The following is a 25,696-nucleotide window of genomic DNA, read 5'->3' on the forward strand; positions in this document are numbered from 1 at the left end:
GCGCGTGGAACCGTTTGCGCCGTTCCACTGGCGCTCAGCCCAGGGCCGTTTGTGATGCTTTGCAGCAATGGCTGAATACGCTGAAGTTATTGGCATCAAGCACCCGGAAGGGGGTACAAAGGCCGGCAGGCCGTGCTGCGCCGCAGGAGAGCTTTTTCGTACGCATTCCTTAACATGGCGATTCATATCATTTGTAACTTCTCTGTCGAAGGTGCAGTACGCAATGACGGTTGCCGCTGAGTTCAAGATCGAATACCTGCAGTATCTGGACACGGACGGCACGCTCGTCCGCGATGATCTGCCCGAAGCCCTGCGCGACCCGCGCGCGTTGCTGCCGATGTTCAAGCAGATGCTGTTCGTGCGCGTGTTCGACGGCAAGTCGATCGCGCTGCAGCGCACCGGCAAGCTGGGCACCTACGCCGCCTGCCTCGGCCACGAAGCCGCGCATGTGGGCATCGGCGCCTCGATGCAGAAGGACGACGTGTTCGCACCGTCCTACCGCGAGTACGGCGCCATGTTCATGCGGGGCGTGCGCCCGCACGACGTGCTGATGTACTGGGGCGGCGACGAGCGCGGCAACGACTACGGCGGCAATGCAGCCAAGGACTTCCCGTTCTGCGTGCCGATCTCCACCCAGTGCCTGCACGCCGCAGGCGCTGCGCTGAAGTTCAAGCTCAACAAGGAACCGCAGATCGCGGTGGCCGTGTGCGGCGACGGCGGCAGTTCCAAGACCGACTTCTACGCTGCACTGAATTCGGCCGGTGCCTACAAGCTGCCGCTGATCCTGTGCATCGTCAACAACGGCTGGGCCATCTCGGTCCCGCGTTCGGCCCAGACCGGTGCCGAGACGCTGGCACAGAAGGGCCTGGCGGGCGGCCTGCACTGCCTGCAGGTGGACGGCAACGATCTGATCGCGGTGATGGCCGCCATGCTGCAGGCGCGCGAACGTGCGCTGGCCGGCGACGGTGGCACCGTGCTGGAACTGATGACCTATCGCCTGTCGGACCACACCACCGCCGATGACGCGCGCCGCTACCGCGACGACGCCGAAGTGAAGGATGCCTGGCAGCGCGAGCCGATGCTGCGCCTGCGCAAGTACCTGACCAACGCCGGTGTCTGGAGCGAGGAAGAAGAAGCGGCCTGGACCGCCGAGTGCGGCAAGCGCGTGGACGAGGAAGTGAACCTGTACCTCAACACGCCGGTGCAGCCGGTCGAGGCGATGTTCGATTTCCTCTATGCCGACCCGCCGCAGGACCTGCTGGCCCAGCGCGCCCAGGCGATCGCCCTGGAGCAGCGCCATGGATGAGATCAAGAACGGCGCGTCCAGCGCGCACACCAACGCCGCCGACAGCGCTGCCGTCGCGCGCGGAGAACAGAACATGACCGACACCCCGATCACCCTCATCGAAGCCATCACCCAGGCACTTGCCTGGGAGCTGGAGCACGACAAGTCGGTGCTGGTGCTGGGCGAAGACGTGGGCGTCAACGGCGGCGTGTTCCGCGCCACCGCCGGCCTGCAGCAGCGCTTCGGCGCCGACCGCATCCTCGACACCCCGCTGGATGAAACCACCATCGCCGGCCTCACCATCGGCCTGGCCGCACAGGGCATGAAGCCGGTGGCCGAAGCCCAGTTCGACGGCTTCATGTACCCGATGGTCGACCACATCATCTGCCACGCCGCGCGGCTGCGTTACCGCACCCGTGGCCGCCTGCACTGCCCGATGGTGCTGCGCGTGCCGTGGGGTGGTGGCATCCGTGCGCCGGAACACCACAGCGAAGCCAACGAAGCGATCTTCACCAACGTGCCGGGCCTGCGCGTGGTGCTGCCGTCCTCGCCGCAGCGCGCCTATGGCCTGCTGCTGGCCGCGATCCGCGAGCCGGATCCGGTGATCTACATGGAGCCCAAGCGCATCTACCGCCAGTACAAGGAAGTGGTCGTCAACGACGGCGAAGCCTTGCCGCTGGACGTGTGCTTCGTGCTTCGCGACGGCACCGACGTGACCCTGGTGACCTGGGGTGCGCAGGTGAAGGAAGCGCTGGAAGCGGCCGACAAGCTGGCCGGCGAAGGCATCAGTGCCGAAGTCATCGACGTGGCCACGCTGCGTCCGCTGGACTTCGCCACCATCGCCGAGTCGGTGGCCAAGACCGGCCGCTGCGTGATCGTGCAGGAGGCCCCGAAGACCGCGGGCTTCGGCGCGGAAATCGCCGCACGCCTGGCCGAGGAATCGCTGTACGACCTGCTGGCTCCGGTCGAGCGCGTTACCGGCTACGACACCCACATTCCGCTGTTCCGCCTGGAGATGAAGTATCTGCCGAGCGTGGAGCGGATCGTGGCGGCGGCAAAGCGCGCGGTGGCGGCAGGCTGACATGCGGGCCCGCCTTCTCGGGGCTTACCGCAGCCAGTATCCCAACCCGCTCCGGTTCCGCACCGGCCAGATCGTCGAAGTAGGCGTACGTGACGAGGAATGGCCGGCGTTTGCCTGGGTGCGCACCAGTGATGGGCGCGCCGGATGGGCACCGGTAGCGTGGTTGCAGCTGTTGGACGATGGTCGCGCAGAAGCCCTGCGCGACTATGACGCCCGCGAGCTGGATGTGGAGAACGGCGAGATGGTCAAGCTTCATCACGAACACGGCGGGTGGTGGTGGTCCGAGCGCGCCAATGGCGCGACGGGCTGGTTGCCTGCCCGCGAACTGGAACTGCTGGAAGAGAACTGCAAATGAGCCAGACCAAGAACTTCAACCTGCCCGACCTGGGCGAAGGCCTGCCGGACGCGACCATCGTCGAGTGGTTCGTCAAGGAAGGCGATGTGATCAAGCTGGATGAGCCGCTGGTCTCGATGGAGACCGCCAAGGCCGTCGTCGAAGTGCCCTCGCCGTTCTCCGGCACGGTGCTGAAGCTGTCCGGCGCTGCCGGCGACATCATCCCGACCGGCGCGGTGCTGGCCAGCTTCGCGCTGGACCCGAACCTGCCGCAGCGCGCTGACGGCCAGGACACCGGCCACAGCCACGGTCATGCCGCTCCGGCGGCTCCGGCCGCACCGACGCCGCCGCCGCTGCCGACCGCAGCCGCCCCGGTAGCTGCTGAAGAAGCCAAGCCGGCGGCCGCCGAGCGTGATGACGCCGGCACCGTGGTCGGCGCGATGCAGAGCTCCAACGCGGTGCATGCCGAACAGGCGCTGGCCGTTGGCGGCGTCAAGGCCGTACCGGCCGTGCGTGCCACCGCGCGCAAGCTGGGCGTGGACCTGAGCCGCGTGCGTGCCACCGGCACCGATGGCGCGGTGACCATGGCCGACGTCAAGCAGGCCGCTGCCGATGGCAGCGCGAAGATCGGCGCCGCACCGGCAGCGGTTGCTGCACCGGCGGCTGCCGCACCGGCCCCGGCCCAGGTGGCCGCGCCGGTACAGTCCGACGCACGCACCCCGCTGTCTGCCGCTGGCAAGCCGATGCGCACCCAGCCGCCGGGCGTGGTCGCCAAGGGCCAACCGGAACCGCTGAAGGGCGTGCGCCGCAACATGGCCCGCGTCATGGCCGATGCGCACAGCAAGGTCGTGCCGACCACGCTGAACGACGACGCCGACATCCACGCCTGGCTGCCGGGCAACGACGTCACCGCGCGCCTGGTGCGCTCGATCGTGGTCGCCGCGCAGAAGGTGCCGGCGATGAACGCCTGGTTCGACGGTGAAGCGCTGACCCGCACCCTGCATGCGCAGGTGGACATCGGCATCGCCGTTGATACCGACGACGGCCTGTTCGTGCCGGCGCTGCGCAATGCCGACATGCTGGATGCCCGTGGCATCCGCGAAGGCGTGAACCGTCTGCGCGAGCAGGTGGAAGCGCGTTCGATCGCAGCGTCGGAACTGAGCGGCTACACCATCTCGCTGTCCAACTTCGGCATGTTCGCCGGCCGCTACGCGACCCCGGTCGTGGTGCCGCCGTGCGTGGCCATCGTCGGTGCCGGCCGTGCCCGCCACCAGATGACCCCGGTGATGGGCGGCGTGGAAGCGCACAAGGTCATTCCGCTGTCAGTGACCTTCGACCACCGCGCCGCCACCGGCGGTGAAGCGGCCCGCTTCCTGCGCGCGATGATGGATGATCTGGCGCTGGCCAGCTGATCGGCCACCACTTCTGAAACACAAAAAACGCCGGGCACTGCCCGGCGTTTTTTGTGCCCGCTCCACTATGGCGCCTAGCCATGCTCGGCTGCTTCTTGCTGGTCAACCGAAGATGCGCGCAAGCACATTTAGGAATAGTTGCATGGACTCCCACGCCAAGCTCCCTAGCATCGAGCCTCCAGACCTGTCTGTTCTGCCATGTCAAATCCAACCACCATCATTGATGCATTCCTGGCCAAGGGCGCCCAGCTGTTTCGCGAGCGGCCCTTCGGGCCATTGCCATCACCGGAAGAAGCACTGGACGACCTTTCGATTCCAGCACTGGTCTATCTGCGATGGTTGGCTTCAACGGGCGCCTTCATCGATCAGGCGGTGGGATCGACCATCGCTCGGTCAAATTCCCCAATGGAACTGGTAGCAAATCTGCACGCGGCATTTCACGGTGAGATTCCCGGCAATGCTCTCAGTGAGGATGCACTGAGCTTCACTGTCGAGTACTTCAGTCCGCACGCCGTCTACCTCTCTGACTTTTTCTCACTTTTCCCGGAAAGCCCCCTTCCATCGCAGTACGATATGTGGTTCGGGCAGGAGAAGATGTGGAAGCTACTGGACTCACGCAATACGGCATGGCACAACGGGAAGTCCGTGCGTCGAGGACTCATCGCCGATGATGAACAAGAGGGCCAGAACAATCAGACTGCCCCGGTTGCACCGATGGACGCCGATGTCTGGATCTCGACCCTGCATGACCTGTCGAATGCAGTCGTGGACCAGAAGAGCTGCTGGGCCTATGCAGACCACTTCTACACACCGTTGAAGGATGCGCCGTCAGAAGAGGTCATCCTGGCGGTCATGAGCGAATTTCTTCGGAAACCGCCACATGATGGGTCGATCATGTGTGCAGCGGAGAACTTCCTGTCGGATATTCCATTCCCCCGCTACATCAAAGCCTATTCCATCCTCGCGCCGGACCTGCTGAACCTTTCATCAGACGCCGCGCTAAGTCTCTTCAATTATCCAGGTTGTAAACTGACGCCCCGTCATATCCGGCAATTCATCAAGGAGCTCAGGCGGTGCAATCCAGGCCGCGATGTGGTCGGAGAGCTTGCCCAGCTGGCCATTGAATGGAATTCGGAAGACGACGAGACATTTTCAATCGTCATCGAAGCAGCACAGAAGCAAGGGTAGGTCCAGGAGCCGGCAAGTACCGGCGCCCTCCCTGAATCAATTCCGCGCGACCATGCCCTCGGCGCGGCTGTAGACACGCAGGCGGTGGCCATCGGGATCGACGCCGACGAAGGTGTGGCCAAATTCCAGCGTCACCGGTGCCTGGGTGATCTGCACGCCAAGCGCGCGCCATTCGTCGTGCATGCGCTTGACCGTTGCTGCATCCGCCACCACCGTCGCCAGTTCGGCTGCACCCGCCTCGGCGGTGACAGGCGGCTGCACGTCATCGCGCTGCCACAGGCCCAGTGCGGCGCCATCGCCGAGCAGGAACAGCGCAAAGCCGGGCGACTGCTCGACCGGCGGCTTGCCGAGGATGCCGCTGTAGAAGGTGGCGCTGGCGGCGACGTCACGCACGTACTGCAGCAGGGTGCTGGGCTTGAACATAGGGAAGCTCCGTTGTTGGGAGCATTCATGGTGGCCCTGCCCTGCTGACAGATCCTGTCAGTAGCGTCGAGCCTGCTCGCGCTCTGGCTCTGGTAGATGTCGAGCTTGCTCGACTGCTGTTGCTCCCGCTTTGGTAGATGTCGAGCTTGCTCGACTGCTCTCCGCGAACTGCAAAAGCGTCGAGCAAGCTCGACCTCTACCAAAGCTGGTCCGTCACGAACGGTCCAGCCAATCCGGGGCGATGCCCTGCGCCTTCTGCCAGCGCCGCAGCAAGGTGGCGCGTGGCACCAGGTACCGCGCTTCCAACGCACGTACATGGCGGATGCGATCCAGGCGGAAATGACGGAAGTCCTCGCGGCCCTCGCACCACGCCGCCAGCATCGGCACTTCATCGAAGTAGCCCAGTGCGAACGGCCAGACCACGCGCTCGGTACGCCGTCCCTGTGCATCCTCATAGGCGAACTGCAGCCGCTGCTGCGTACCCACCGCTTCGCGCACGGTCTGCAGGCGCGCCGGGGGCACCTTCGCTGCCGTACGCGATGGGCCCACCCGCAGGCCGCTGTCACGCAGTGCTTCGCGGCGTGCTGCTGGCAGCACATGGGCGATGCGTGCCAACGCATCACGCGCGGCCTCGGCCAGCGCCGGCTCGGTGCGTGCCGCTACCCAGCGCAGGCCCAGCACCAGCGCGTCGATTTCCGCCGGTGGCAAGGTCAGCGGCGGCAGCACGTCGCCCGGTTCCAGCTGGTAGCCAACACCGGCTTCCCCGCGCAGGTCGGCGCCCTGTTCGCGCAGCGTTTCGATATCGCGGTACAGCGTGCGCAGACTGATGCCCAGCTCTTCGGCCAGCGCCTGACCGGCCACCGGCCGGCGGTGGCGGCGCAGCACCTGCAGCAGCTGGGTCAGACGCAGCGCGCGCGACATCAGTCCACCAGGTCTTTCGAAGCCACAACGTGCTCGCCCGGTGCCGGCGCCAGTGCCGCGTTCACCAGCGCCCGCGCAATACGCGTGGCCGGGTTGATACGCCACGCTCGCGGCAGCACCGGCCGCAACGCACCAAGCACCTGCAGGGCGAACTGTTCGCCGCGGCGCGCCTGTGGGCGGTGGCCGCCGATCAGGCCCGGCCGGACCAGGGTCAGCGAAGCGAAGCCCAGCGCGCGCAGGTCGCGCTCCAGCTCGCCTTTTACCCGGCTGTAGAAGATGGCCGAACCCGGATTGGCCCCCGCCGCCGAATTCAGTACGAAGGCACGCGCGCCCTGGGTCCTGGCCAGGCGGGCGAAGGCGAGCGGGTAGTCGTGGTCGATCCGGTAGAAGGCCTCGCGGCTTCCCGCCAGGGCCATCGTGCTGCCCAGCGCGCAGACCACTGCATCCACCGGTGCCCAGCCCGGCGCATCCGGCAGCTGATCGAAGTCCAGCAGCGGGGCGTGCAGTTTCGGGTCGCGCAGGTCCAGCGGCCGTCGGGTCGGGGCCACCACAGCGCGGCAGCGCGGGTCGTCCAGCAGCATCGGCAGGGCCAGCCCGCCCACCAGTCCCGTCGCCCCCAGCAACATCACACGCATACCCACCTCCACTGCGGCATCCTGTCGCCCATCCTATCGGTTCAAGCCACCGCCAGTTGCGCCGATATGCTGTGACCAGCCCCCTGCCACCCCAGGATTCGTTCCATGACGGACCAGCCCGACCCCCGCTCTGCCCCCGGTACCGCCATCGGGCCGCCTGCGCGCGTGCGCGCGGTGGTCGATGACGGGCGCGGCGATCGGGTGGTGCTGCAGGGCGGCAGCGGCGTGGCATTGCAGCAGCTGTTTGCCGGGGCCGATGCACCCGAGCCGCTGCTGACCGCCTTCGCCAATGGCATGGCCACCCTGCCCGGCGAGCTGGGCGACATGGGCGATCGCCTGCAGTCGGCGCAGGCCAGTGCCGATTGGCCGCGCTATGGCCGGGCGATGCGGCAGCTGATCGACAAGTACATCCGTACCATCGACCAGCACTCGCCCGATGGCCAGCCCGACAGCCTGCGCCTGTCCGAACAGCTGCGGTTGCTGCTGGGCGGGGCGGTGGTGGCGCTGCTGCAGCACGATCCCGACCTGCGCGAGCAGGCCCAGGCACTGGCCGTACGCCTGCGCCAGTGGCAACCGGGCGCGGCACTGGAGCCGATCGAACAAGGTGCGCGCGAGTTGGGTCACCAGATCGGCGTGCGCGCCGAGAGCTGGCAGGAACAGCAGGCGTTGTTGCTTGAGTTGTTCGCACTGCTGCTGGAGAACGTCAGCGAGCTGCTGGATGACCGCAGCTGGCTGCAGGGCCAGATCGCAGCCGTGCGCCAGTTGCTGGCCGGGCCGCTGGAAGCCGAATCGGTCGAGCGCACCCGCGCCGAGCTGCGCGAAGTGATCTACAAGCAGGGCCTGCTGCGGCAGGGAATCGACGATTCGAAAGCAGCCATGCGTAGCCTGATGGGCGAGTTCATCGAGCGCATGGACGGCATGGCTGCCAGTACCGGTGAATACCACGACCGCATCGGCAGCTATGCGCTGCAACTGCGCGAGGCGCGCAGCATCGCCGACCTCAACCACCTGCTGCAGGAAGTGATGCAGGACACCGGCAAGGTGCAGCAGCAGGCGGCGCAGGCACGTGATCACCTGGCCAGCGCACGGCAGGAGGTGGAACGCGCCGAGCAGCGCATCAACCAGCTGGAACAGGATCTGCGCGCGGCCGGCGATCTGGCGCGTATCGATCCGCTGACCCAGGCCCTGAACCGGCGTGGTCTGGACGAACTGCTGCAACGCGAACTGGCCCGCGCCGCCCGCAACAACTCGCCGTTGGGGCTGGCGGTGATCGATCTGGATGATTTCCACCAGACCAATGACGAACACGGCCACGCCGGCGGCGACGCGCTGCTGCAGCACCTGGTGTCGGTGTGCCGCCTGCTGCTGCGTGCCACCGATGGCATCGCCCGGCTGGGTGGCGACGAGTTCGTGCTGGTACTGCCGGAAACCCCCGGCGCGGACAGCATGGCCACGGTGCAGCGGCTGCAGCGTTCACTGGCGCATCGCGTGCTGACCGTGCAGGACCGGCGGGTACCGGTGCATTTCAGTGCCGGGCTTTCGCAATGGCAGCCGGGCGACGATGCCGATACGTTGCTGCGACGCGCCGATGACGCCCTGTATGTGGCCAAGCGCGAAGGCAAGAATCGGGTGCACGCCGGGTAGTTCGCGAGCAGGTGCCAACCTTGGTTGGCACGCGCGGCAAACAAACCGCCGACCAAGGTCGGCCTCTACCGGGCAAGGCGCTGGAAACCGCTTGGTAGCTGCCAACCTTGGTTGGCACGCGCGACAAACAAACCGCCGACCAAGGTCGGCCCCTACCGGGCAAGGCGCCGGAAACCGCTTGGTAGGTGCCAACCTTGGTTGGCACGCGCGACAAACAACCCGCCGACCAAGGTCGGCCCCTACCGGGGAAGGAGCTGGCGCTACTTGCCGCGCAGCTTCTGCACGCCGGTCACCACCGCCAGCACGATCGCACCGGCGATGATGCCGACCACCATGTTGCCCAGCGCGTTGACCAGCCAGCCCCACTGGCCTTCGCCGCCCAGCGCCTGCACCGCGTGGTGCAGCGCCGGCACGTTGTGCACCAGGATGCCGCCGCCGACCAGGAACATCGCCGCGGTACCGGCCACCGACAGGAACTTCATCAGCCACGGCGCCGATACCAGCAGGCCACGACCGAGCGCCGCCAGCGCCGCGCCCTTGCGCGACAGGTACAGGCCCAGGTCGTCCAGCTTGACGATGCCTGCGACCAGCCCGTAGACGAACACGGTCATCGCCAGCGCGATCACCACCAGGGTGCTGACCTGGTTGATGAACGAGGCCGAGGCAACCACCCCCAGCGACAGCACGATGATTTCGGCCGAGAGAATGAAGTCGGTGCGGATGGCGCCCTTCACCTTGTCCTTCTCCCACGCGACCATGTCCACCTGCGCATCGGCCAGCGCCTTGCGCCGCTCAGCCTGGTGTTCGGCGTCCTCATCGGCGGAATGCAGGAACCGGTGTGCCAGCTTCTCTACCCCCTCGAAGCACAGGAAGGCGCCGCCGATCATCATCAGCGGCACGATCAACGGCACGTTCCAGCCGCGGCTGTGCAGCCAGGCTTCCAGCGCGCTGATCGCCAGTGCGGCGGGCACCAGGATCACCTTGTTCACCAGCGAGCCCTTGGCCACCGCCCACACCACCGGCAGTTCGCGGTTGGCATTGACGCCGGTCACCTGCTGCGCGTTCAGCGCCAGGTCGTCGCCCAGCACGCCGGCGGTCTTCTTGGCGGCGACCTTGGTCAGCACCGAGACGTCGTCGAGCAGGGAGGCGATATCGTCGAGCAGGGCAAACAGGCTGGCACCGGCCATGGGGGATCCAGTAAAGGGAATGAGCGGATTCTGACCCATCCTGCACCGCCTGCGGTAGCGGATTCACCGCGCGCCTACCGTTGCACAGGGACACTGCAAGCGTATTCCGATCCCGCCGGGCATGGCCCGGCGCTACCCGGCCGCCAGATCACGGCCGCCGGGTCGTCGCTTTCGAGGAGTTCTGTTTGAGCAAGCCGCCCGCCGCCACAGGCAATCCCCCGCTGATCCGGGGCATGAACCGGCGCAGCCAGATCCTGCGCCTGTTGATGCGCTACCGTCATTCCGGCGTGTTCTCCGGCATGAACCTGGACGCTGCCGGCAGCCACACCGATGTCCCGCCCGATGGCAATCCCGAGCAGTTCGTCAGTGACCTGGAAGCGCTGGGGCCGACCTTCGTCAAGCTCGGGCAGATGCTGTCCACCCGCCCGGACATGGTGCCGGTGGAGTTCGCCACCGCGCTGGAGCGGATGCAGGAGAAGGTCGCTGAGATCCCGGTCGAACGCATCCACGCCATCGTCGAACAGGAGCTGGGCGCACCGGTGAACAAGCTGTTCGCCGCATTCGATCCACAGCCGCTGGGCTGCGCGTCCATCGCCCAGGTGCATCGCGCAGTGCTGCATGACGGCCGCGAGGTGGCGGTGAAAGTGCAGAAGCCCGAGGTGGCCGCGCAGCTGCGTTCGGACCTGGACGTGCTGCGCAGCTTCGCCCTGGCCGCCGACCACCTGACCCAGATCGGCCGCCGCGTGCGCCTGCGTGACTGGCTCAACGAATTCTCCAAGACCCTGATGCAGGAGCTGGACTACCACGCAGAGGCTGAGAACCTGTCGCGCTTCGGTCGCCATCTGAAGCCGTTCCGGCGCCTGTGGATTCCGCAGCCGCTGTGGGACTACTGCAGTCATCGCGTGCTGACCATGGAACTGGCCAGCGGCGTACGCGTGGATGCCATTCCCGATGTGCGCCGTACCGAACAGGCGATGGACCCACTGGCGGCGGCGCTGATCCGTGGCTATCTGGATCAGATCTTCGTGCACGGCGAGATCCATGCCGATCCGCACCCGGGCAATCTGCGGGTACTGCCCGATGGGCGCCTGGCGATCTTCGATCTGGGCATGGTCGCGCACATGCCACCGCGCCTGCGCGAGCGGCTGCTGAAGATCCTGTTCGCCGCCGTCGATGGCCGCGGCGAGGAAGTGGCCGACGACCTGATCAGCATCAGCACGCGGCTGGAGGCGTTCGATGAAGAGCGTTACCTGCGCGAGACCGGCCAGCTGATCGCACGCTACGCAGCCAGCGCGAATTTCTCCGAAGGACGTGTGGTGCTGGACATGGTGCGCATCGCCACTTCGTCCGGATTGCGTACGCCGCCGGAGCTGAGCCTGCTGGGCAAGGCGCTGCTCAACCTTGAAACCGTATGCCGATTGCTGGCACCGGACCTGGATACGCGGCGCATCGTCGAGCGCCAGTTGCAGCACGTGATGCGCGCGCGTCTGAAGAAATCCCTGTCGGCCGCCAACCTGGCCAGCGAAGCCATGGAGGTGCAGCAACTGCTGCGCGATGGGCCACGCAAGCTCTCGGACATCATGGCGCTGCTGGCCGAGAACCGCCTGCAGATGAAGGTGACCGGGCTGGAAGAGTCGCGGCTGATGGAGAACCTGCAGAAGATCGCCAACCGCGTGGCGGCCGGCATCATCAGCGCAGCGTTGATCATGGCGGCGGCGATGATGATGAAGATCGATACCGGCTGGCATATGTTCGGCTATCCCGCCATCGCACTGGTGCTGCTGTTGATCGGCGTGGTGCTTGGGCTGGGTATCGTGACCAGCGCCTTGCTGTTCGATCGGCGTGCGCGTTCGCGCGAGGAACGTGGACATCGATAGCGTTGATGCGTTGTCGTTTCCACGCGCGTCGTGTATCTACGAAAACAGCGCATTCATGCGGTTTTTAATGTAATCGAGCGTGAGTTTTCACGCTCGATTTACGTTCGCGGCGTGATATCGCACGCGCGATTTCAACAAACATTTCAGTCAGGTTCGTGCATGCACTATCGGGTCATCGGCCTGTCATGCAGATGTGCTTGCAGCAGCGCCGGTCGGATGGACACGCGTCGGTACGACGTCCATCGCCACCCCGTCACTGCCGAAGCTGCCTATGCTCTGGATTCTGCTGCTGTCGCTGTTGCTGCTGTCCTGGTTGTTCCTCGCGTCCGCAAAGTGGGTGTGGTGGAAAGCAGGTCTGTTCTCGCTGTTGCTGCTGGCGCTCAGTGCGTGGTGGCTGATCGACAAGCTGTCCGGCGACGGACTCAACGCCGCCACCCTGTACCACCTGGGTGCGGACATGGAAGGCGCCGGTGTCGCCGACTTCAAGGGCTATATCGCCGGCTTCATCGTGCTGGCTGCCGTGTCGCTGCTGCCGCTGTTCGCTACGCGGGTGAAGCGTTGGCGCCGACCCACAGCCGGTGGTGCGTGGTTTGCCGGTTTCGCCGCGCTGTGGGTGGCCACGATCATGATCAGCCCGCTGGCGCGCGATGGCCAACGCCTGTACCAGCAGCTGCGTCCGGTGGATTTCGCCCGTATCGCTCCCGAGTACCAGATCCCCACGCAGGCCCTGCAGCGCCCGCGCAACATCGTGTGGATCTACGGCGAGAGCCTGGAACGCACCTATCTGGATGAGGCCGTGTTTCCCGGCCTGATGCCCAATCTCAACCGCTTGGCCGCCAAGTCACTCGATGTCCGCGGGCTGGCCTCGGCCGAGGGCGGCGGCTGGACCATCGCCGGTCTGGTGTCATCGATGTGCGGCGTGCCGCTGACCACCTCGCAGGGCGATGAGAACAGCATGGACCGGATGGGCAGCTTCCTGCCCAAAGCCGTGTGCCTGGGCGACTATTTGAAGCAGCAGGGCTACACCAACCACTATCTGGGTGGCGCCAACGGCCAGTTCGCCGGCAAGGGCCAGTTCCTGGCCAGTCATGGCTTCGACGAAGTGCATGACCTGGCATGGTTCAAGCAGCAGAAGAAGATCGGCCGCATCCACTACTCGGCGTGGGGCGTGCATGACGACGTGCTGCTGGACACCGCCTACCAGCGCTTCGAACAGCTGTCGCGGCAGGACGCACCGTTCATGCTGACCACGCTGACCATGGACACGCACCACCCGGCCGGGCATCTGCCGGTGGCCTGCAAGGGCGAGCGCTACCAGAGCCAGTACGGCAACATCGGCATGCTCAACGCACTCAAGTGCACCGACCGCCTGATCTCGCAGCTGGTCGAGCGCATCCAGGCCAGCCCGTATGGCAAGGACACCTTGATCGTGATCGCCTCCGATCACCTGGCCATGCCCAATGACCTCAGCCATATCCTGACCAAGCAGAAGCGCGAGAACCTGCTGCTGTTCCTGGGTGACGGCGTGGCCCCGCGCCAGCTGGCCGCCGAAGACGGCTCGACGCTGGATTCCGGTGCCACCCTGCTCAGCCTGCTCGATCCGAACCTGCAGACAATGGGCTTTGGCCGTTCGCTGCTGGACGACAAGCGCGCGCCGAGTGCCAGCGCCGCCGCGCGCCGCGATGGCGGCCGCGACTACCCGCAGTACCTGGCCTTCGCCCGCTCGCTGTGGCTGGGTGAACCGACGCGGCAGCTGAAGATCGACGGTGACGACCAGGTGGTGGTCGGTCTGCAGCACGTGCAGCCTCCGGTGCTGCTGGAGTACGACAAGGACTGGGACCTGAAATCGGTGTACCTGGAAAACACCTCACGCCAGTTTGACGACGCCGACTCGGACAACACACTCGCCTACGTCGATCGCTGCACCGCGTTCGAGGATGGCTCGGCCGACGGCGACTGGTGCGCGCTGCTGGTGAACCGCGACAACGGCATCAAGCTGTACCGCGATGGCCAGCTGCGCAACGGCATCGACGTGGATGCACCGCTGGATGCGTTCCAGGGCCCCCGCCCCAGCGTGCGCCAGGCACACATGATCACCCAGAAGGGCCGCCGCACCCGCGCCGGCCAGTACATGCTGCAGCTGGTGGCGAGTACGCGCCCGGATCGCGGTTTCTGGATCGAAGCGGTGTCTTCGCAGCGCAAGGTGGTGCTGGCCCAGCAGTGGGTGCAGCCCGATGCCGACGGCAAGATCAACGTGTCGTTCGGTCTTGATCACGAGGTGGACGATCTGGAAATCCGCGCGTGGTTGAACCACGCCGAGAAACTGGCAGTGGATACGTTCGCACTGGTGCCCTCGCGTGGGCGACCGCGGGGGTAAAGGGGGTTCGGCAGGGCTGCGCCCTGCACCTGCCGAAGCAACGGCAACGGCAACAGCTGGCATTTCGTGGGGTGGCGGGGCGGTGTCGGAGTGCGGGGACGCCGCGAGTACGCCCTGTAGGCTTGGCAGCCGCATCCATGCGGCTGACACCCCGCAATCCGACACCGCCCCACCTCTGACAGATTTCCGCAATCTGGTAGATCCACGCCATGCGTGGATGTTTTTCGATCAATTTTCGAAATATTCGATTTCGATGGACATTCATCCACGCATGGCGTGGATCTACGTGTCGACCAAGGTCGACACCTACCAACCGCAGCGCGGTCGACACCCACCAAGAGCAGGCAATGCCATCCCGACAGATCGCGGAAATCTGTCGAAGGCGGGGTGGGTCCGGTTGCGGGGGCGTGAGCGCCATGGATGGCGCGACCGAGCTTACAGGGACGTACTTGCAGCGTCCCCCGCAACCGGACCCACCCCGCCATCCCACAGGAAACCCGCTTTTGCTTCGGCCGTTGCTGTTGCCGTTGCTTCGGCAGGTGCAGGGCGCAGCCCTGCCGACCCACCCTCTTACTGCTGCGGATCGCGGGTGATGTGGATGTCTGTTGGCGTGGACAACGGAATGTTCCGCTCGGCCAGGATCTGCAACAGGCTGAAATACAGATCACTGCGCGTGCCATACACCTGTCGCGGGCTGGCCACGTAGGCGAAGCTGTTGATGGTGATCTGGCCGCCAGCGATGCTGTCGATGTACACCGACGGCGCCGGCTGCTGCAGTACCGTGTTGTGGGCGCCGTAGGCATCCAGCAGCGCTTGTCGCAGGCTCGCAACGTCGGTGCTGGCCGGCACCGCGAATTGGATCTGGATGCGGCCCTGGTTGTTGCCCATCGTCATGTTGCGGATGGTCTTGGTGATCAGTTCGGAATTGGGCACGATCAAGGTGGACTTGTCGCTCACCTGGATCTCGGTCGAACGCACGTTGATGCGCTTGATATCACCTTCCTGGTCACCCAGCTTCACCCAGTCACCGATCTTCACCGGCCGCTCGGTCAGCAGGATCAGGCCGGAGACGAAGTTCTGGATGATCGCCTGCAGGCCGAAGCCGATACCCACCGAGAGCGCGCTGACCAGCAGCGCCAGGTTCTTCAGGTTCAGGCCCATCGCGGTCAGCGCCCACAGGCCCACCAGGATGATGCCGACGTAGCCGGCGATAGTGCTGATCGAATTTCGTGCACCCAGGTCGAGTTCGGTCTTGGGCAGGTAGGTATCGGTCAACCAGCGCTGCAGCAGCTGGGTCAGGCCCATGCCCACCAGCAGCACCAGCACGCCGGTGACGATGCGGCCCGGCTGCAGCGTCAGGTCCTTGTTGATCACGATGCCATTGGCCAGCGAGGCAATGCGTTCAACGATCGTGCCGATGTTGCCGAACGGTGCGGCCAGCGCCAGCAGCGCGATCAACACCACGAACGTGCGCAGCACCGCAGACAGCAGCACACCGGCCTGCTCCAGCCGCGACACGCTGAGGCCGGTGCTGAGCAGGATGGTCTGGCCGACCTTGCTGTCGGCGTTGAGCAGCCAGGTGGAGAAATCGTCGACGAACTTGAACAGCAGGGTTGCCGCCAGCACCACGATGCTGCCGCCGATCAGCTGCTGGTTCACGAACTTGGCGAAGTTCACATAGCCCATCAAGGTGGCGATGATCGCGGCCACCACGGCGATGTTGCCGGCGACCCGCGCCAGCACCAGCCAGCTGCTGCGGCGTACCGGAACGGCCGCGCCCTGGCCGTCGGCCTGCGCTTCCAGCTTCGCCTCGGCCTCGGCGGTCTGCCGCCGATGCAGGCGCGCCAAGGTCACCAGCATGGCCATGATCAGGCCCAGATAGGTCAGCGCGATCACACCATCCAGCGCCACCGTGGTGACGTCGCTGGTGCGGGTGGCGCGATCGATGGCCACCAGCACCGTGCTCAGCCAGGCCAGTGCCGCAGCGCCCCAGGCGTACTTGCGCAGTTTCAGCGCGGCAGTGTCATCGAGGTTCAGCAGCCGCCACGAGGGCCGCTTCGGCACCAGCAGGCAGGCGCTCAGCGCGGAAATGAAGGCCGCAGCGAACGTCGCCGCCTGCACTCCTTCAGCCACGCTCTGCAGGCGCGGCGGAATCGCGCCGATGGCATCCAGCGCAGCCACCAGCACCACCACGGCGTAGCCGGGCAGCAGGGTACCCACCAGCAGCAGCCACATGGCCAGGCCGGAGCGGCGCAGGCGGCCGTCGGGAGCACGCTCGGACGCAGCGAACCGGCGCCCCAGCGCGCGCAGCCACAGACGCAGCGGGAACATCATCACCAGTGCCGCCGCCAGCCCCAGCAGCAACGTGCCCCAACCATGGGTGGCAATGGCCGTGGTCAGCGCAGCACGGCCCTGCTGGGCCAAGGGCGTGACGCGGGCGATGTCGTTTGGCAGCTGGTCGGCCACCTGTCGCCACAGCGTCGGTGACAGCGGCGAGGCGACCTTGCGCCCCAGTTCCTCGGTGCGCTGCGCGTTGCGCTGCTTGTCGATGTCCGCGCTCAGCTGCTGCGCGCGCACGGCGCTGGACTTCGCCTGGGCAATCGATGCCACCAGGGCATCGCGCTGGCGGGTCAGCGTGCGCCGCTGCGCGGCCAGCTCCGGCGGTTCAGTGGTGTCCTTGGGCGCATCGCCCAGCTGCGTCAGCTGCTCGTTGAGCTGGTCCAGCTGCGGCTGCAGGGTCTTTTCCAGCGCCTCGGCATCGCGCTTGGCCTGCGATGCATTTTCCGAAAGCGTGCCCAGCGTTTCGGTGGCCTCGGCGTCAACGCGCTTGCGTGCAACATCCTTCAGCGTGCTGTCGATCTGCGCCAGTTGCTGCTTCGGTGTGGGGTCATCATCCTGGGCCAGCGCCGGCACAGCCAGCAGCAACGTGCAGCACAACAGCAGGGCCAACCAGGGGCCACGCACCAGGATCGTTCGGAAGAAGGAAGACAAGCCAGCCACACCGGTTCACGCGGACCACCGCGCCTGCGCGCGACTATACGGCAGGTGCTGTAAACGGCGGATGCGCAGGCGCAGGCGGGTGGTGGTGGCTCAGTACTTCAGCCGCAGCTCTTCCACCTGTGGCTGCTGCAGCGCGTACCACTCCTGGAATTCTTCCTCGGTGATCTCATCCGGCGCGTACACCGCGATCGGGTGCCAGGCATGGTCGGTCGGCAACGGCTGGCGCGGCCCGGCGCGCAGGCTGTAGGCCACGCCTTCGTAGTCCACCAGATCGTCGACCTGCGGCCACTGCTCGCGGGCGAACTGGGTTTCACTCTTCAACAGGATCACCTGGTACATCGGCACCTCCACTGCGGTCGGATCGGGAAAACGCGGCGCTGGCGGAAGCATACCGCTGCGCCGATGACGGCACGCGCTCCGTCGGGGCGACGGAATGTTCTGGACATGGCCCTCGCCCCGGCTTCACCCGCCCGTGGCAGTGTCCTCGGCATCGTGGAGGTCCTCTCCTGCCACGCCTGACAATGACCGACCTGCCGCCCCTGAAGACCGTCACCGACCTCAAGCTGCCCCGCTACCTGGGCACCTGGTACGAGATCGCCCGCCTGCCGATGCGCCATGAGCCGGAGGGCTGCACCGATGTGTCGGCCCATTACCAGCTGCTCGACAACGGCAACGTGGGCGTCACCAACCGCTGCCGCATGGACGGCGAGATCGAGGAAGCCACCGGTGAGGCGTGCGCGATCGACAACGACAGCGCGCGGCTGGAAGTCAGCTTCCTGCCCAAGGGCCTGCGCTGGCTGCCCTTCGCCAAGGGTGACTACTGGGTGATGCAGGTGGCGCCGGACTACAGCGTTGCCCTGGTCGGCAGCCCCGATCGCAAGTACCTGTGGCTGCTGGCGCGTGAGCCCCGGCTGGATGCCACCGTGCAGGAACATTATCTGGCAGCCGCACGCCTGCAGGGCTTCGATCTGTCCGAACTGATCCAGACCCCGCATACCGGCCATCCCACTGCCTGAGCACGAACGCGCATGGACCTGAAAAGTGGCTACCCGTGGTGGGCGGTGCGCAACGGCCTGATCCAGGCCTTTCCTCCGCTGGAACAGGATCTGCAGTGCGATGTGCTGGTGGTCGGTGGCGGCATCACCGGCGCGCTGATCGCCGATGAGCTGTCGGCCCATGGGCACGACGTTGCAGTGATCGAGCAACGCGACATCGGCTGGGGCAGCACCGCAGCCAGTACCGCGTTGCTGCAGTACGAGATCGACACCCATCTGCTGGAGCTGGCCTCGCAGTATGGCGAGGACGATGCGGCGCTGGCCTACCAGGCATGCGCGGATGCGATCCCGGCCCTGCGCCAGGTGGCACGCGGCTTGAAGGATGTGGATTTCAAGCAGATGGACAGCCTGTACCTGACCAGTCGCCGCCGTGACGTACCGCGGCTGATGGCCGAAGGTGAGGCGCGCCGTGGCATCGGCCTGGATGCCCGCTGGCTGGACCGGGAGGCGCTGCAGGAACGTTTCAGCGTCGATGCCGGCGGTGCGCTGCTGACCCGCCAGGCCGCGCGCGTGGATCCGTACCGCCTGGCCTATGGGCTGCTCGAGCGTGTGCGTCGGCGCGGCGGCGTGGTCCACGACCGCACCGTGCTGCATGCCCTCACCCCCAGCACGCGCGGCGTGACTGCGCGCACCGAATCCGGCATGCAGATCCGTGCCCGCCACGTGGTGCTGGCGATGGGCTATGCCAACCAGCAATGGCTGGACCCACGCGTAGCCCGCAACCGCAGCAGCTATGCCTTCATCACCGACCCGATCAACGCCGACGAGCTGGGCTGGCTGCAGCGCACGATGGTCTGGGAGAGCGCGCGTCCCTATCTGTACCTGCGCGCCACCGGCGACCGCCGGTTGCTGGTGGGCGGGCTGGACGATGCCATCGATATTCCCGCCCGCCGCGACGGCCGGGTGGAAAGCAAGGCCCGCAAACTGATGAAGCAGCTGCAGCAGTGGTTCCCGCACCTGCAGCCGACCCCGGCGTTCTCGTGGGCGGGCACCTTTGCCGAGACCGCCGACGGCCTGCCGTTCTTCGGCCCGCATAAGCAGTGGGGCCCGCGGGTGCAGTTCGCCATGGCCTATGGTGGCAACGGCATCACCTATTCGATGATCGGCGCCGGGCTGTTGCGGGCCGGGATCGAGCGGCGCCGGCACCCGCTGCAGGAGCTGTTCGGGTTCGGGCGGTTGTAGCGTGCAGCCAGGCATGGCCTGGCTCTACCGCAAGCGGGCGCCGACAGGCATCATTCAAGCAACGCCTGCTAGCGTCGGCCTGTACCGCCGCGTGCTGCGCGGCCCCTCTCCGTTGGAGCGCCGTCATGATCCGCCCCCTGACCCTGCTGCTGTGCCTGGCCGCCCTGCCCGGGACCGCGTTGGCGCAGTCCGCCGCCGGCGCCACCGCGCCGCAGGCCTCCGGCCTGGACCTGTCCGTGCCGCAGACGCCGATCCGCTATCTCAACGATCCCACCCTGCAGCAGGATCCGCCGGGCACGTTCTACGGCGACAAGACCGGCCCGCGCGTGAATGGCGACGGCAGGATCGCCGACGTGACGGATGACAAGGTCAAGGTGTCCGGCAGTTTCACCACCGGCATCGGCTACGCCAAGAATTACGGCAACACCCACTACAACGCGGCCACGCTCAACCTCAGCAAGAACTACACCAACGATGAAGGCAAGACCCGTGGGGTCAACGTCAACATCCACGTGAGCGAAGGCAAGGGCCCGGGCTTCTTCGGGCCATATGGTGGTGGCGGCTACTACGGTGGTGGCCCCGGCTATTGGGACTACCCGCCGCCTTACGGCTGGTAATCCGCGCCTTGGGTGGGTGTCGACCTTGGTCGACACGCTTTTCCGGCGCTGTGCCGACCAAGGTCGGCATCTACCGAAGCGCAGCTCAATCCAGCCAGCGGCCGGCTCTACCCGCCATCAATCGGTAGGTGTCGACCTTGGTCGACACGCCCACCCCAGCAGGCATCAATCCAGCCAGCCATCACGCTCGCTGTGCAGGATGCGGCCGTCATAACCACTCACGCGCACTTCCACGCGCTGGTTGCGGGCATTCCGCGCTTCCAGCGACCACGTCGCACCATCGCGTTCCAGCGAATGGATCTCACGCAGCCCCTGCGACTGCGCCTTGGCCAGCACCTGTTCGGTACTCAGCAATGCGCGGCTGTCATGCTCGTCGAAGATCTCGCCGGTCTTCGGGTCCACATACACCTCGCTGAAGCGACCGTCGGCGCGGCTGACGTCGGCTTCCCACAGGCCATCATCGCGCTCGATCTCATGGATCTGGGTGTAGCCGGCCTTGCGCAGGGTCTGTTCGACCTGGGCCAGGCCCAGCGGTGCTGCCTGGGCAGCGGGAGCGACGGCAAGCGCAACGACGGTGGCGAGGGTGAGCGACTTCAACATGGGGGTTCTCCTGTTCGGTGCCGGACCATCCCGGCAACGCCACGATGCGCCGCATGGTTAACAGCCACTTAGCCGGCGCTGTTAGCCAATGGTTAGTTGGCGGCGGCACACTCGCGCCTGTTCCCCATTCCCCATCATCCACGTGCCGATCCTGTCTTCCCTGTCCCTGCTGCTGGCGCTGGCCAGCGCCCCGACCGCCACCGGCCCCGCCCAGGACCCGGCGCAGCAGGTCGCGCGCCGGGCCGTGCAACAGGGCCGTTACGTGCCGCTGGAAAGCGTGGTGCGCGATGCGCTCAAGCGCCACCCCGGCCAGCTGCTGGAAGTGGAGCTGGACGATGGCGTGTACGAAGTGGAGATCCTGCGTGCCGACGGCGTGGTGGTGGAGCTGGACTATGATGCGCGCAACGGCAGGCTGCTGAAGACGGAGCTGGACGACTGATGCGCATCCTGTTGGCCGAAGACGATGCCGCGTTGGCCGAGCGCCTGCAGCCGCTGCTGGAGCAGGCCGGTTACGTGGTCGACGTGGTGGCCGATGGTCGCCAGGCCGAGGAGATCGGCCAGGTGGAAGACCTGCAGGCCGCCATCGTCGATCTGGGCCTGCCCGGGCTGGATGGCCTGAGCGTGATCGAGCGCTGGCGCGGCAACGGCCGCGACTTTCCGGTGCTGGTGCTGACCGCACGCGGACGCTGGCACGACAAGCTGGCCGGCTTCGATGCCGGCGCCGACGACTACCTGACCAAACCCTTCCAGGCCGACGAACTGGTGCTGCGCCTGCGCGCACTGATCCGCCGCAGCCATGGCCACGCCAGCCCGCGCCTGCAGTGCGGCCCGCTGCAGCTGGACGTCAATGCCGGGCGCTTCGACCTCGATGGCCAGGCACTGGCACTGAGCCCACAGGAATTCCGTCTGCTCAGCTACTTCATCCACCACAGCGGCCAAGTGATCGGCCGCGACCGTCTGGGTGAGCACGTGTTCGATAGCGGCCACGATCCCGATTCGAATGCGCTGGACGTGCTGCTGGGGCGCGTGCGTCGCAAGCTCGGCACCGACCTGATCCAGACCGTGCGCGGCCAGGGCTGGCGGTTGGCGGCGCCGTGAGCCGGCAACCGTCACTGCGACGCCGGCTGCTGCTGGCCGGTGGCATCGGCCTGCTGCTGGTCTCGGCACTGGCCAGTGCGCTGCTGGGCGAACTGTTCAAGCGCAGCGCGCGCGACCGCCTGGACAACGAACTGCAGCAGGACATGCTGACCCTGCTGGCGCAGGCCGAGATCGATGCCGACGGTCAGCTGCAGCTTCGCCAGGAGCCCAATGACGCGCGTTTTCAGCGTGTGTTCTCCGGCGCCTACTGGCAGATCGCCGATGGCAGCGGCAAGGTGCTGCTGCAGTCGCGTTCGCTGTGGGACGAGACGTTGCCCGTGGCCGCCAATGGCGCAGCCGCACGCAATCTTCCCGGCCCGCTGCAGCAGTCGCTGCGCGCGCGCGTGCAGCAGGTGCGCCTGCCACGCGCCAACGAACCCTATGTTGCCGTGGTCGCCTCCGACCGCAGCGCACTGGACGCGGATGTGGCCGCGTTCCGCCAACGCAGTGCGATGGCGCTGGCGGTACTGGTCGCCGCGTGGCTGGCGGTACTGGCCAGCCAGGTGCATTTCGGCCTGCGCCCGCTGCAACGCCTCGGTACGCAGCTGGAGCGTGTGCGCCGCGGCGATGCACAGCGCATCGATACAGCAGGATTAGGCGCTGAAATCGCGCCGCTGGGCGACGAACTCAATGCACTGCTGGACCACCAGCAACGGATGGTGGCGCGCGCGCGTACCAGTGCACAGGACCTGGCGCATGCACTGAAGACACCGCTGAGCGTGCTCGCCGCCGAAGCTGATGGTGAAGGCCGCGCGTGGCGCACCACGCTGCGTGAGCAGGGCGCGCGCATGCAGGCCAGCGTCGATCGCTATCTTGCTGCCGGGCTGACCGCTGATCATCGCGAACGCACGCCGGTGACAGCGGTGGCACAGGCGATGTGCCGGTTGATGGCACGGGTGCATGGCGAGCGTGCGTTGCAGTTCCAGGCCGAGGGCATTGCCAGCGACCTGCAGTTCGCCGGCGCCAGCGCCGACCTCGAAGAGATGCTTGGCAACCTGCTCGACAACGCCGGCAAGTGGGCGCAGCGGGATGTGACAGTAACGGCGCGGGTGGACGAAGGGCAGTTGCGCATCGATGTGCGCGATGACGGTCCAGGTCTGGCAGCCGAGGCGTTGGCGCAGGTCACCCAGCGCGGCGTGCGGCTGGATGAGCGCGAAAGCAGCAGCGGCCTGGGCCTGGCCATCGTGGGGGATATCGCCGCCAGTTATGGCGGGCGTTTGGCGCTGGAGAACGCGCAGCCAGGGTTGCGCGCGACGTTGTGGTTGCCGATGGGGTGACCTGCCGCTGCGCTCGCCGGGCATGGCCCGGCGCTACCGGATCACGCCCCCGGTAGGTGTCGACCTTGGTCGACACGCATCAAGCATCAACGGTGATGCATCCACCAGCAATCAATCGCGTCCAGCACGATGTGGATCATCAGGCCAATCCCCACCAGCCGCGTCTTCTTCGGCACGCACAGGCCCGCATACACGGCAATCGCCGGCGCGGTATGCAGCGGGTGAAAGCCGATGCTGCAGCGGTTCGGGGCGTAGATCGGGTCGGCCAGCAGATGGTCCAGATCGATGATCCAGCCCAGCAGCAGCAACAGCCACGCCGAGGCGAAACGCTTGCGCCAGAACAGCCATGCCAGCAGGGCTGGCACGGCGGCATGCAGGAACAAGTGGAAGATCGCGCGGGCGCTCATCAGCACCGGTAGCGCCGGGCCATGCCCGGCGCTACCGTCACCCTCAGATCAGCGGTTCGTCGGACAGGTAGGTATAACCGGTCAGGCCCGCTTCCAGCGCTTCGGACAGCTCCTGCGCGCGCTCCGGCGACAGGTCTGCCGATGCCACGCGGTCGGCGTAGGCCGCACGCAGGTCATCCAGCTTGTAGCCCACGTAGTCCAGCATCACGTCGGTGGTGTCGCCGCGACGCTGCTGGGTGATGGCGTAGCCATCGGCATCGGCCAGCACTTCCACCGCGTCGGTATCACCGAACAGGTTGTGGATGTCGCCGAGGATTTCCTGGTAGGCACCGACCATGAAGAAACCGATGCGGTAGCTTTCGCCGTGCTTGATCGCGTGCAGCGGCAGCGAGCTGTCCAGGCTTTCGTTCTCGACATAGGTCTTGACCATGCCATCGGAGTCGCAGGTCATGTCGGCGATGATGCCGCGGCGATCCGGCGTCTCGTTCAGGCGCTCGATCGGCACGATCGGGAACACCTGGTCGATCGCCCACGCATCGGGAATCGACTCGAACACGCTGAAGTTGACGAAGTACTTGTCGACCAGGCGCTCGTTCAGTTCATCCAGCGCCGGGCGATGGCTCTTCTCGTCATAGCTCAGGCGCGCACGCACGCCGTGGGCGATGGCATAGAACAGATCGTCGATGCGCGCACGCTGCGGCAGGTCGATCTGGCCCAGCGCATAGCTGGACAGGCCTTCGGCATGGAAGTGCTGCGCTTCCTGGAACAGCTCGACCGCCGGGCGCACGTCCAGTTCTTCGTGGATCTCGCGCAGGTGGCGGATCGAGGCCGGCTCGTCGTCGTGCTGGTCCGGCACGCGGCCTTCCTGCGCCTGTTCCACTTCGGACACGTTGGCGATCAGCACCGCGTGGTGCGCGGTCATCGCGCGGCCACACTCGGTGACGATGCGCGGCGGGGTCAGGCCGTGTTCTTCGCAGGCATTGGCCAGCGGCTGCACGATGTTGCTGGCGTACGAGTTCAGGCCGTAGTTGATCGAGCAGAAGCTGCGCGACCGGGTGCCTTCGTAGTCCACGCCCAGGCCACCGCCCACGTCGACGTGGGTGATCTTCGCACCCAGCTGTGACAGCTCGACGAAGTAACGGGTGGCTTCGCGCATGCCGTTGGCGATGTCGCGCACGTTGGAGATCTGCGAGCCCATGTGGAAGTGCAGCAGGCTCAGGCAGTCGGCGTATTCGGTATCGCGCAGCGACTTCCACAGGTCCAACAGCTGGCGCGGCGAAAGCCCGAACTTGGCCTTGTCGCCACCGCTGTTCTGCCACTTGCCGGCGCCCAGCGAGGCCAGGCGCATGCGCACGCCCAGGCCCGGCTTCACGTCCAGTGCCTTGGACTCTTCCAGCACCAGCTTCAGCTCGGACGGCTTCTCGATGACGATGAAGGTCTGCAGGCCCAGCTTGCGGCCGATCAGGGCCAGGCGGATGTACTCGCGGTCCTTGTAGCCGTTGCAGACGATCAGGCCACCGGGGCGCGACAGCGCCAGCACGGCCATCAGTTCCGGCTTGCTGCCCGCTTCCAGGCCGAAGCCCTCACCGTGGTGGCTGGCCAGGGTGCCGGCCACGCCGCGGTGCTGGTTCACCTTGATCGGGTACACAGCGGTGTAGCCGCCCGGGTAGTCCCAATCCTGCTGGGCCTGGGCGAACGCCGCCTGCAGCTTGCCCAGGCGCTGGCCGAGGATGTCCGGGAAGCGCACCAGCAGCGGCAGCTTGGCGCCAGCCGCGCGCGCGGCATCCACCACCTTGGGCAGCGACACCACCGGGCCATCCGCCCCGGTCGGTCTCACCACCATGTGCCCGGCCTGATCCACGTCGAAATAGCCATCCGCCCAGTGCGGGATCGAGTAGGTCTTGCGGGCTTGGTCGAGGGACCAATCGGTCATTGCAGTCGGCCTTGTGGCAAATAAAAGGGGGGGCATGATAACGCCTATATGCCCACAGGTTCGTTATCATGCGCGCCCGCGCCCGCGGCAGGTTCCAACCTGAACGGGCCGATCCGTCCGGATG

The 25,696-nt window shown here is 66.4% G+C and carries 23 protein-coding genes; 14 read left to right on the forward strand and 9 right to left on the reverse strand.

Annotated elements, in window-relative coordinates; translation table 11 throughout:
• The first annotated feature begins 223 nt into the window (after window positions 1-223).
• The 5 genes from pdhA (at window position 224) to AC13GI_RS06370 (ending at window position 5,300) form a co-directional block, all read left to right on the forward strand.
• Complete coding sequence (gene pdhA, locus AC13GI_RS06350) at window positions 224-1,306, forward strand: pyruvate dehydrogenase (acetyl-transferring) E1 component subunit alpha (protein ID WP_032976633.1); 1,083 nt, start codon at window positions 224-226, stop codon at window positions 1,304-1,306.
• Window positions 1,299-2,366 carry an alpha-ketoacid dehydrogenase subunit beta gene (locus AC13GI_RS06355; RefSeq protein ID WP_089237416.1) on the forward strand — a complete coding sequence of 356 codons (1,068 nt, stop codon included), beginning with the start codon at window positions 1,299-1,301 and terminating at the stop codon, window positions 2,364-2,366. The genes pdhA and AC13GI_RS06355 overlap by 8 nt, the downstream gene beginning before the upstream one ends.
• Before the next feature lies 1 nt (window position 2,367).
• Window positions 2,368-2,721 carry an SH3 domain-containing protein gene (locus AC13GI_RS06360; RefSeq protein WP_025874583.1) on the forward strand — a complete coding sequence of 118 codons (354 nt, stop codon included), beginning with the start codon at window positions 2,368-2,370 and terminating at the stop codon, window positions 2,719-2,721.
• Entirely contained in the window at window positions 2,718-4,112 is a 1,395-nt protein-coding gene (locus AC13GI_RS06365) for a dihydrolipoamide acetyltransferase family protein (RefSeq protein WP_089237418.1), read from the forward strand. The genes AC13GI_RS06360 and AC13GI_RS06365 overlap by 4 nt, the downstream gene beginning before the upstream one ends.
• A 198-nt stretch (window positions 4,113-4,310) precedes the next feature.
• A complete protein-coding gene (locus AC13GI_RS06370) occupies window positions 4,311-5,300 on the forward strand; it encodes a hypothetical protein (RefSeq protein WP_482995826.1) in 990 nt (329 codons plus the stop codon).
• A gap of 36 nt (window positions 5,301-5,336) precedes the next feature.
• Here the strand turns inward: AC13GI_RS06370 and AC13GI_RS06375 are convergent, their stop codons facing one another.
• The 3 genes from AC13GI_RS06375 to AC13GI_RS06385 form a co-directional block, all read right to left on the reverse strand.
• Entirely contained in the window at window positions 5,337-5,723 is a 387-nt protein-coding gene (locus AC13GI_RS06375; RefSeq protein WP_482995827.1) for a VOC family protein, read from the reverse strand.
• A 213-nt stretch (window positions 5,724-5,936) separates the two neighbouring features.
• A complete protein-coding gene (locus AC13GI_RS06380; RefSeq protein ID WP_482995828.1) occupies window positions 5,937-6,644 on the reverse strand; it encodes a helix-turn-helix transcriptional regulator in 708 nt (235 codons plus the stop codon).
• Entirely contained in the window at window positions 6,644-7,279 is a 636-nt protein-coding gene (locus AC13GI_RS06385; RefSeq protein WP_482995829.1) for a Rossmann-fold NAD(P)-binding domain-containing protein, read from the reverse strand. Before AC13GI_RS06385 ends, AC13GI_RS06380 begins: the two co-directional genes overlap by 1 nt.
• A 105-nt stretch (window positions 7,280-7,384) precedes the next feature.
• On the opposite strand from AC13GI_RS06385, the gene AC13GI_RS06390 reads away from it, so the two are divergent.
• Window positions 7,385-8,923 (forward strand): GGDEF domain-containing protein, encoded by a 1,539-nt coding sequence (locus AC13GI_RS06390; protein WP_482995830.1) that lies wholly within the window; start codon window positions 7,385-7,387, stop codon window positions 8,921-8,923.
• Between the two features lie 260 nt (window positions 8,924-9,183).
• On the opposite strand, the gene AC13GI_RS06395 is transcribed toward AC13GI_RS06390, so the two are convergent.
• A complete protein-coding gene (locus AC13GI_RS06395) occupies window positions 9,184-10,110 on the reverse strand; it encodes a DUF808 domain-containing protein (protein ID WP_482995831.1) in 927 nt (308 codons plus the stop codon).
• A gap of 233 nt (window positions 10,111-10,343) precedes the next feature.
• Between AC13GI_RS06395 and AC13GI_RS06400 the strand changes: the two genes are divergently transcribed.
• Complete coding sequence (locus AC13GI_RS06400; RefSeq protein ID WP_243380061.1) at window positions 10,344-11,987, forward strand: ABC1 kinase family protein; 1,644 nt, start codon at window positions 10,344-10,346, stop codon at window positions 11,985-11,987.
• Window positions 11,988-12,258: 271 nt separating this feature from the next.
• Entirely contained in the window at window positions 12,259-14,364 is a 2,106-nt protein-coding gene (locus AC13GI_RS06405) for a phosphoglycerol transferase I (RefSeq protein ID WP_482995832.1), read from the forward strand.
• 570 nt (window positions 14,365-14,934) lie between these two features.
• On the opposite strand, the gene AC13GI_RS06410 is transcribed toward AC13GI_RS06405, so the two are convergent.
• Together AC13GI_RS06410 and AC13GI_RS06415 are read right to left on the reverse strand one after the other, a co-directional pair.
• On the reverse strand, window positions 14,935-17,364 hold the full coding sequence (locus AC13GI_RS06410) for a DUF3772 domain-containing protein (protein ID WP_482995833.1): 2,430 nt from the start codon (window positions 17,362-17,364) through the stop codon (window positions 14,935-14,937).
• Between the two features lie 90 nt (window positions 17,365-17,454).
• Window positions 17,455-17,703 (reverse strand): hypothetical protein, encoded by a 249-nt coding sequence (locus AC13GI_RS06415; protein WP_089237451.1) that lies wholly within the window; start codon window positions 17,701-17,703, stop codon window positions 17,455-17,457.
• Between the two features lie 182 nt (window positions 17,704-17,885).
• On the opposite strand from AC13GI_RS06415, the gene AC13GI_RS06420 reads away from it, so the two are divergent.
• The 3 genes from AC13GI_RS06420 (at window position 17,886) to AC13GI_RS06430 (ending at window position 20,218) form a co-directional block, all read left to right on the forward strand.
• Window positions 17,886-18,380: a lipocalin family protein gene (locus AC13GI_RS06420; protein ID WP_482995834.1), complete on the forward strand. Its 495-nt coding sequence runs from the start codon at window positions 17,886-17,888 to the stop codon at window positions 18,378-18,380.
• A gap of 12 nt (window positions 18,381-18,392) precedes the next feature.
• On the forward strand, window positions 18,393-19,601 hold the full coding sequence (locus AC13GI_RS06425) for an NAD(P)/FAD-dependent oxidoreductase (RefSeq protein WP_482995835.1): 1,209 nt from the start codon (window positions 18,393-18,395) through the stop codon (window positions 19,599-19,601).
• A 125-nt stretch (window positions 19,602-19,726) separates the two neighbouring features.
• The gene (locus tag AC13GI_RS06430; RefSeq protein ID WP_099819724.1) at window positions 19,727-20,218 is read left to right on the forward strand and encodes a hypothetical protein; all 492 of its coding nucleotides are present in this window, start codon (window positions 19,727-19,729) and stop codon (window positions 20,216-20,218) included.
• Between the two features lie 165 nt (window positions 20,219-20,383).
• On the opposite strand, the gene AC13GI_RS06435 is transcribed toward AC13GI_RS06430, so the two are convergent.
• Window positions 20,384-20,818 (reverse strand): PepSY domain-containing protein, encoded by a 435-nt coding sequence (locus AC13GI_RS06435; protein WP_482995836.1) that lies wholly within the window; start codon window positions 20,816-20,818, stop codon window positions 20,384-20,386.
• A 148-nt stretch (window positions 20,819-20,966) separates the two neighbouring features.
• Between AC13GI_RS06435 and AC13GI_RS06440 the strand changes: the two genes are divergently transcribed.
• From AC13GI_RS06440 to AC13GI_RS06450, 3 genes are read left to right on the forward strand one after another with little or no spacing between them, the layout of a single operon-like run.
• A complete protein-coding gene (locus AC13GI_RS06440) occupies window positions 20,967-21,257 on the forward strand; it encodes a PepSY domain-containing protein (protein WP_089238156.1) in 291 nt (96 codons plus the stop codon).
• The gene (locus AC13GI_RS06445) at window positions 21,257-21,916 is read left to right on the forward strand and encodes a response regulator transcription factor (protein ID WP_482995837.1); all 660 of its coding nucleotides are present in this window, start codon (window positions 21,257-21,259) and stop codon (window positions 21,914-21,916) included. Before AC13GI_RS06440 ends, AC13GI_RS06445 begins: the two co-directional genes overlap by 1 nt.
• Entirely contained in the window at window positions 21,913-23,232 is a 1,320-nt protein-coding gene (locus AC13GI_RS06450; protein WP_482995838.1) for an ATP-binding protein, read from the forward strand. The genes AC13GI_RS06445 and AC13GI_RS06450 overlap by 4 nt, the downstream gene beginning before the upstream one ends.
• An 86-nt stretch (window positions 23,233-23,318) precedes the next feature.
• On the opposite strand, the gene AC13GI_RS06455 is transcribed toward AC13GI_RS06450, so the two are convergent.
• Window positions 23,319-23,639: a DUF6122 family protein gene (locus AC13GI_RS06455; protein WP_033832425.1), complete on the reverse strand. Its 321-nt coding sequence runs from the start codon at window positions 23,637-23,639 to the stop codon at window positions 23,319-23,321.
• 43 nt (window positions 23,640-23,682) lie between these two features.
• A complete protein-coding gene (gene speA / locus AC13GI_RS06460; RefSeq protein WP_099819728.1) occupies window positions 23,683-25,572 on the reverse strand; it encodes an arginine decarboxylase in 1,890 nt (629 codons plus the stop codon).
• Window positions 25,573-25,696: the final 124 nt, after the last annotated feature.

Source organism: Stenotrophomonas sp. 82F1 (assembly GCF_056861525.1).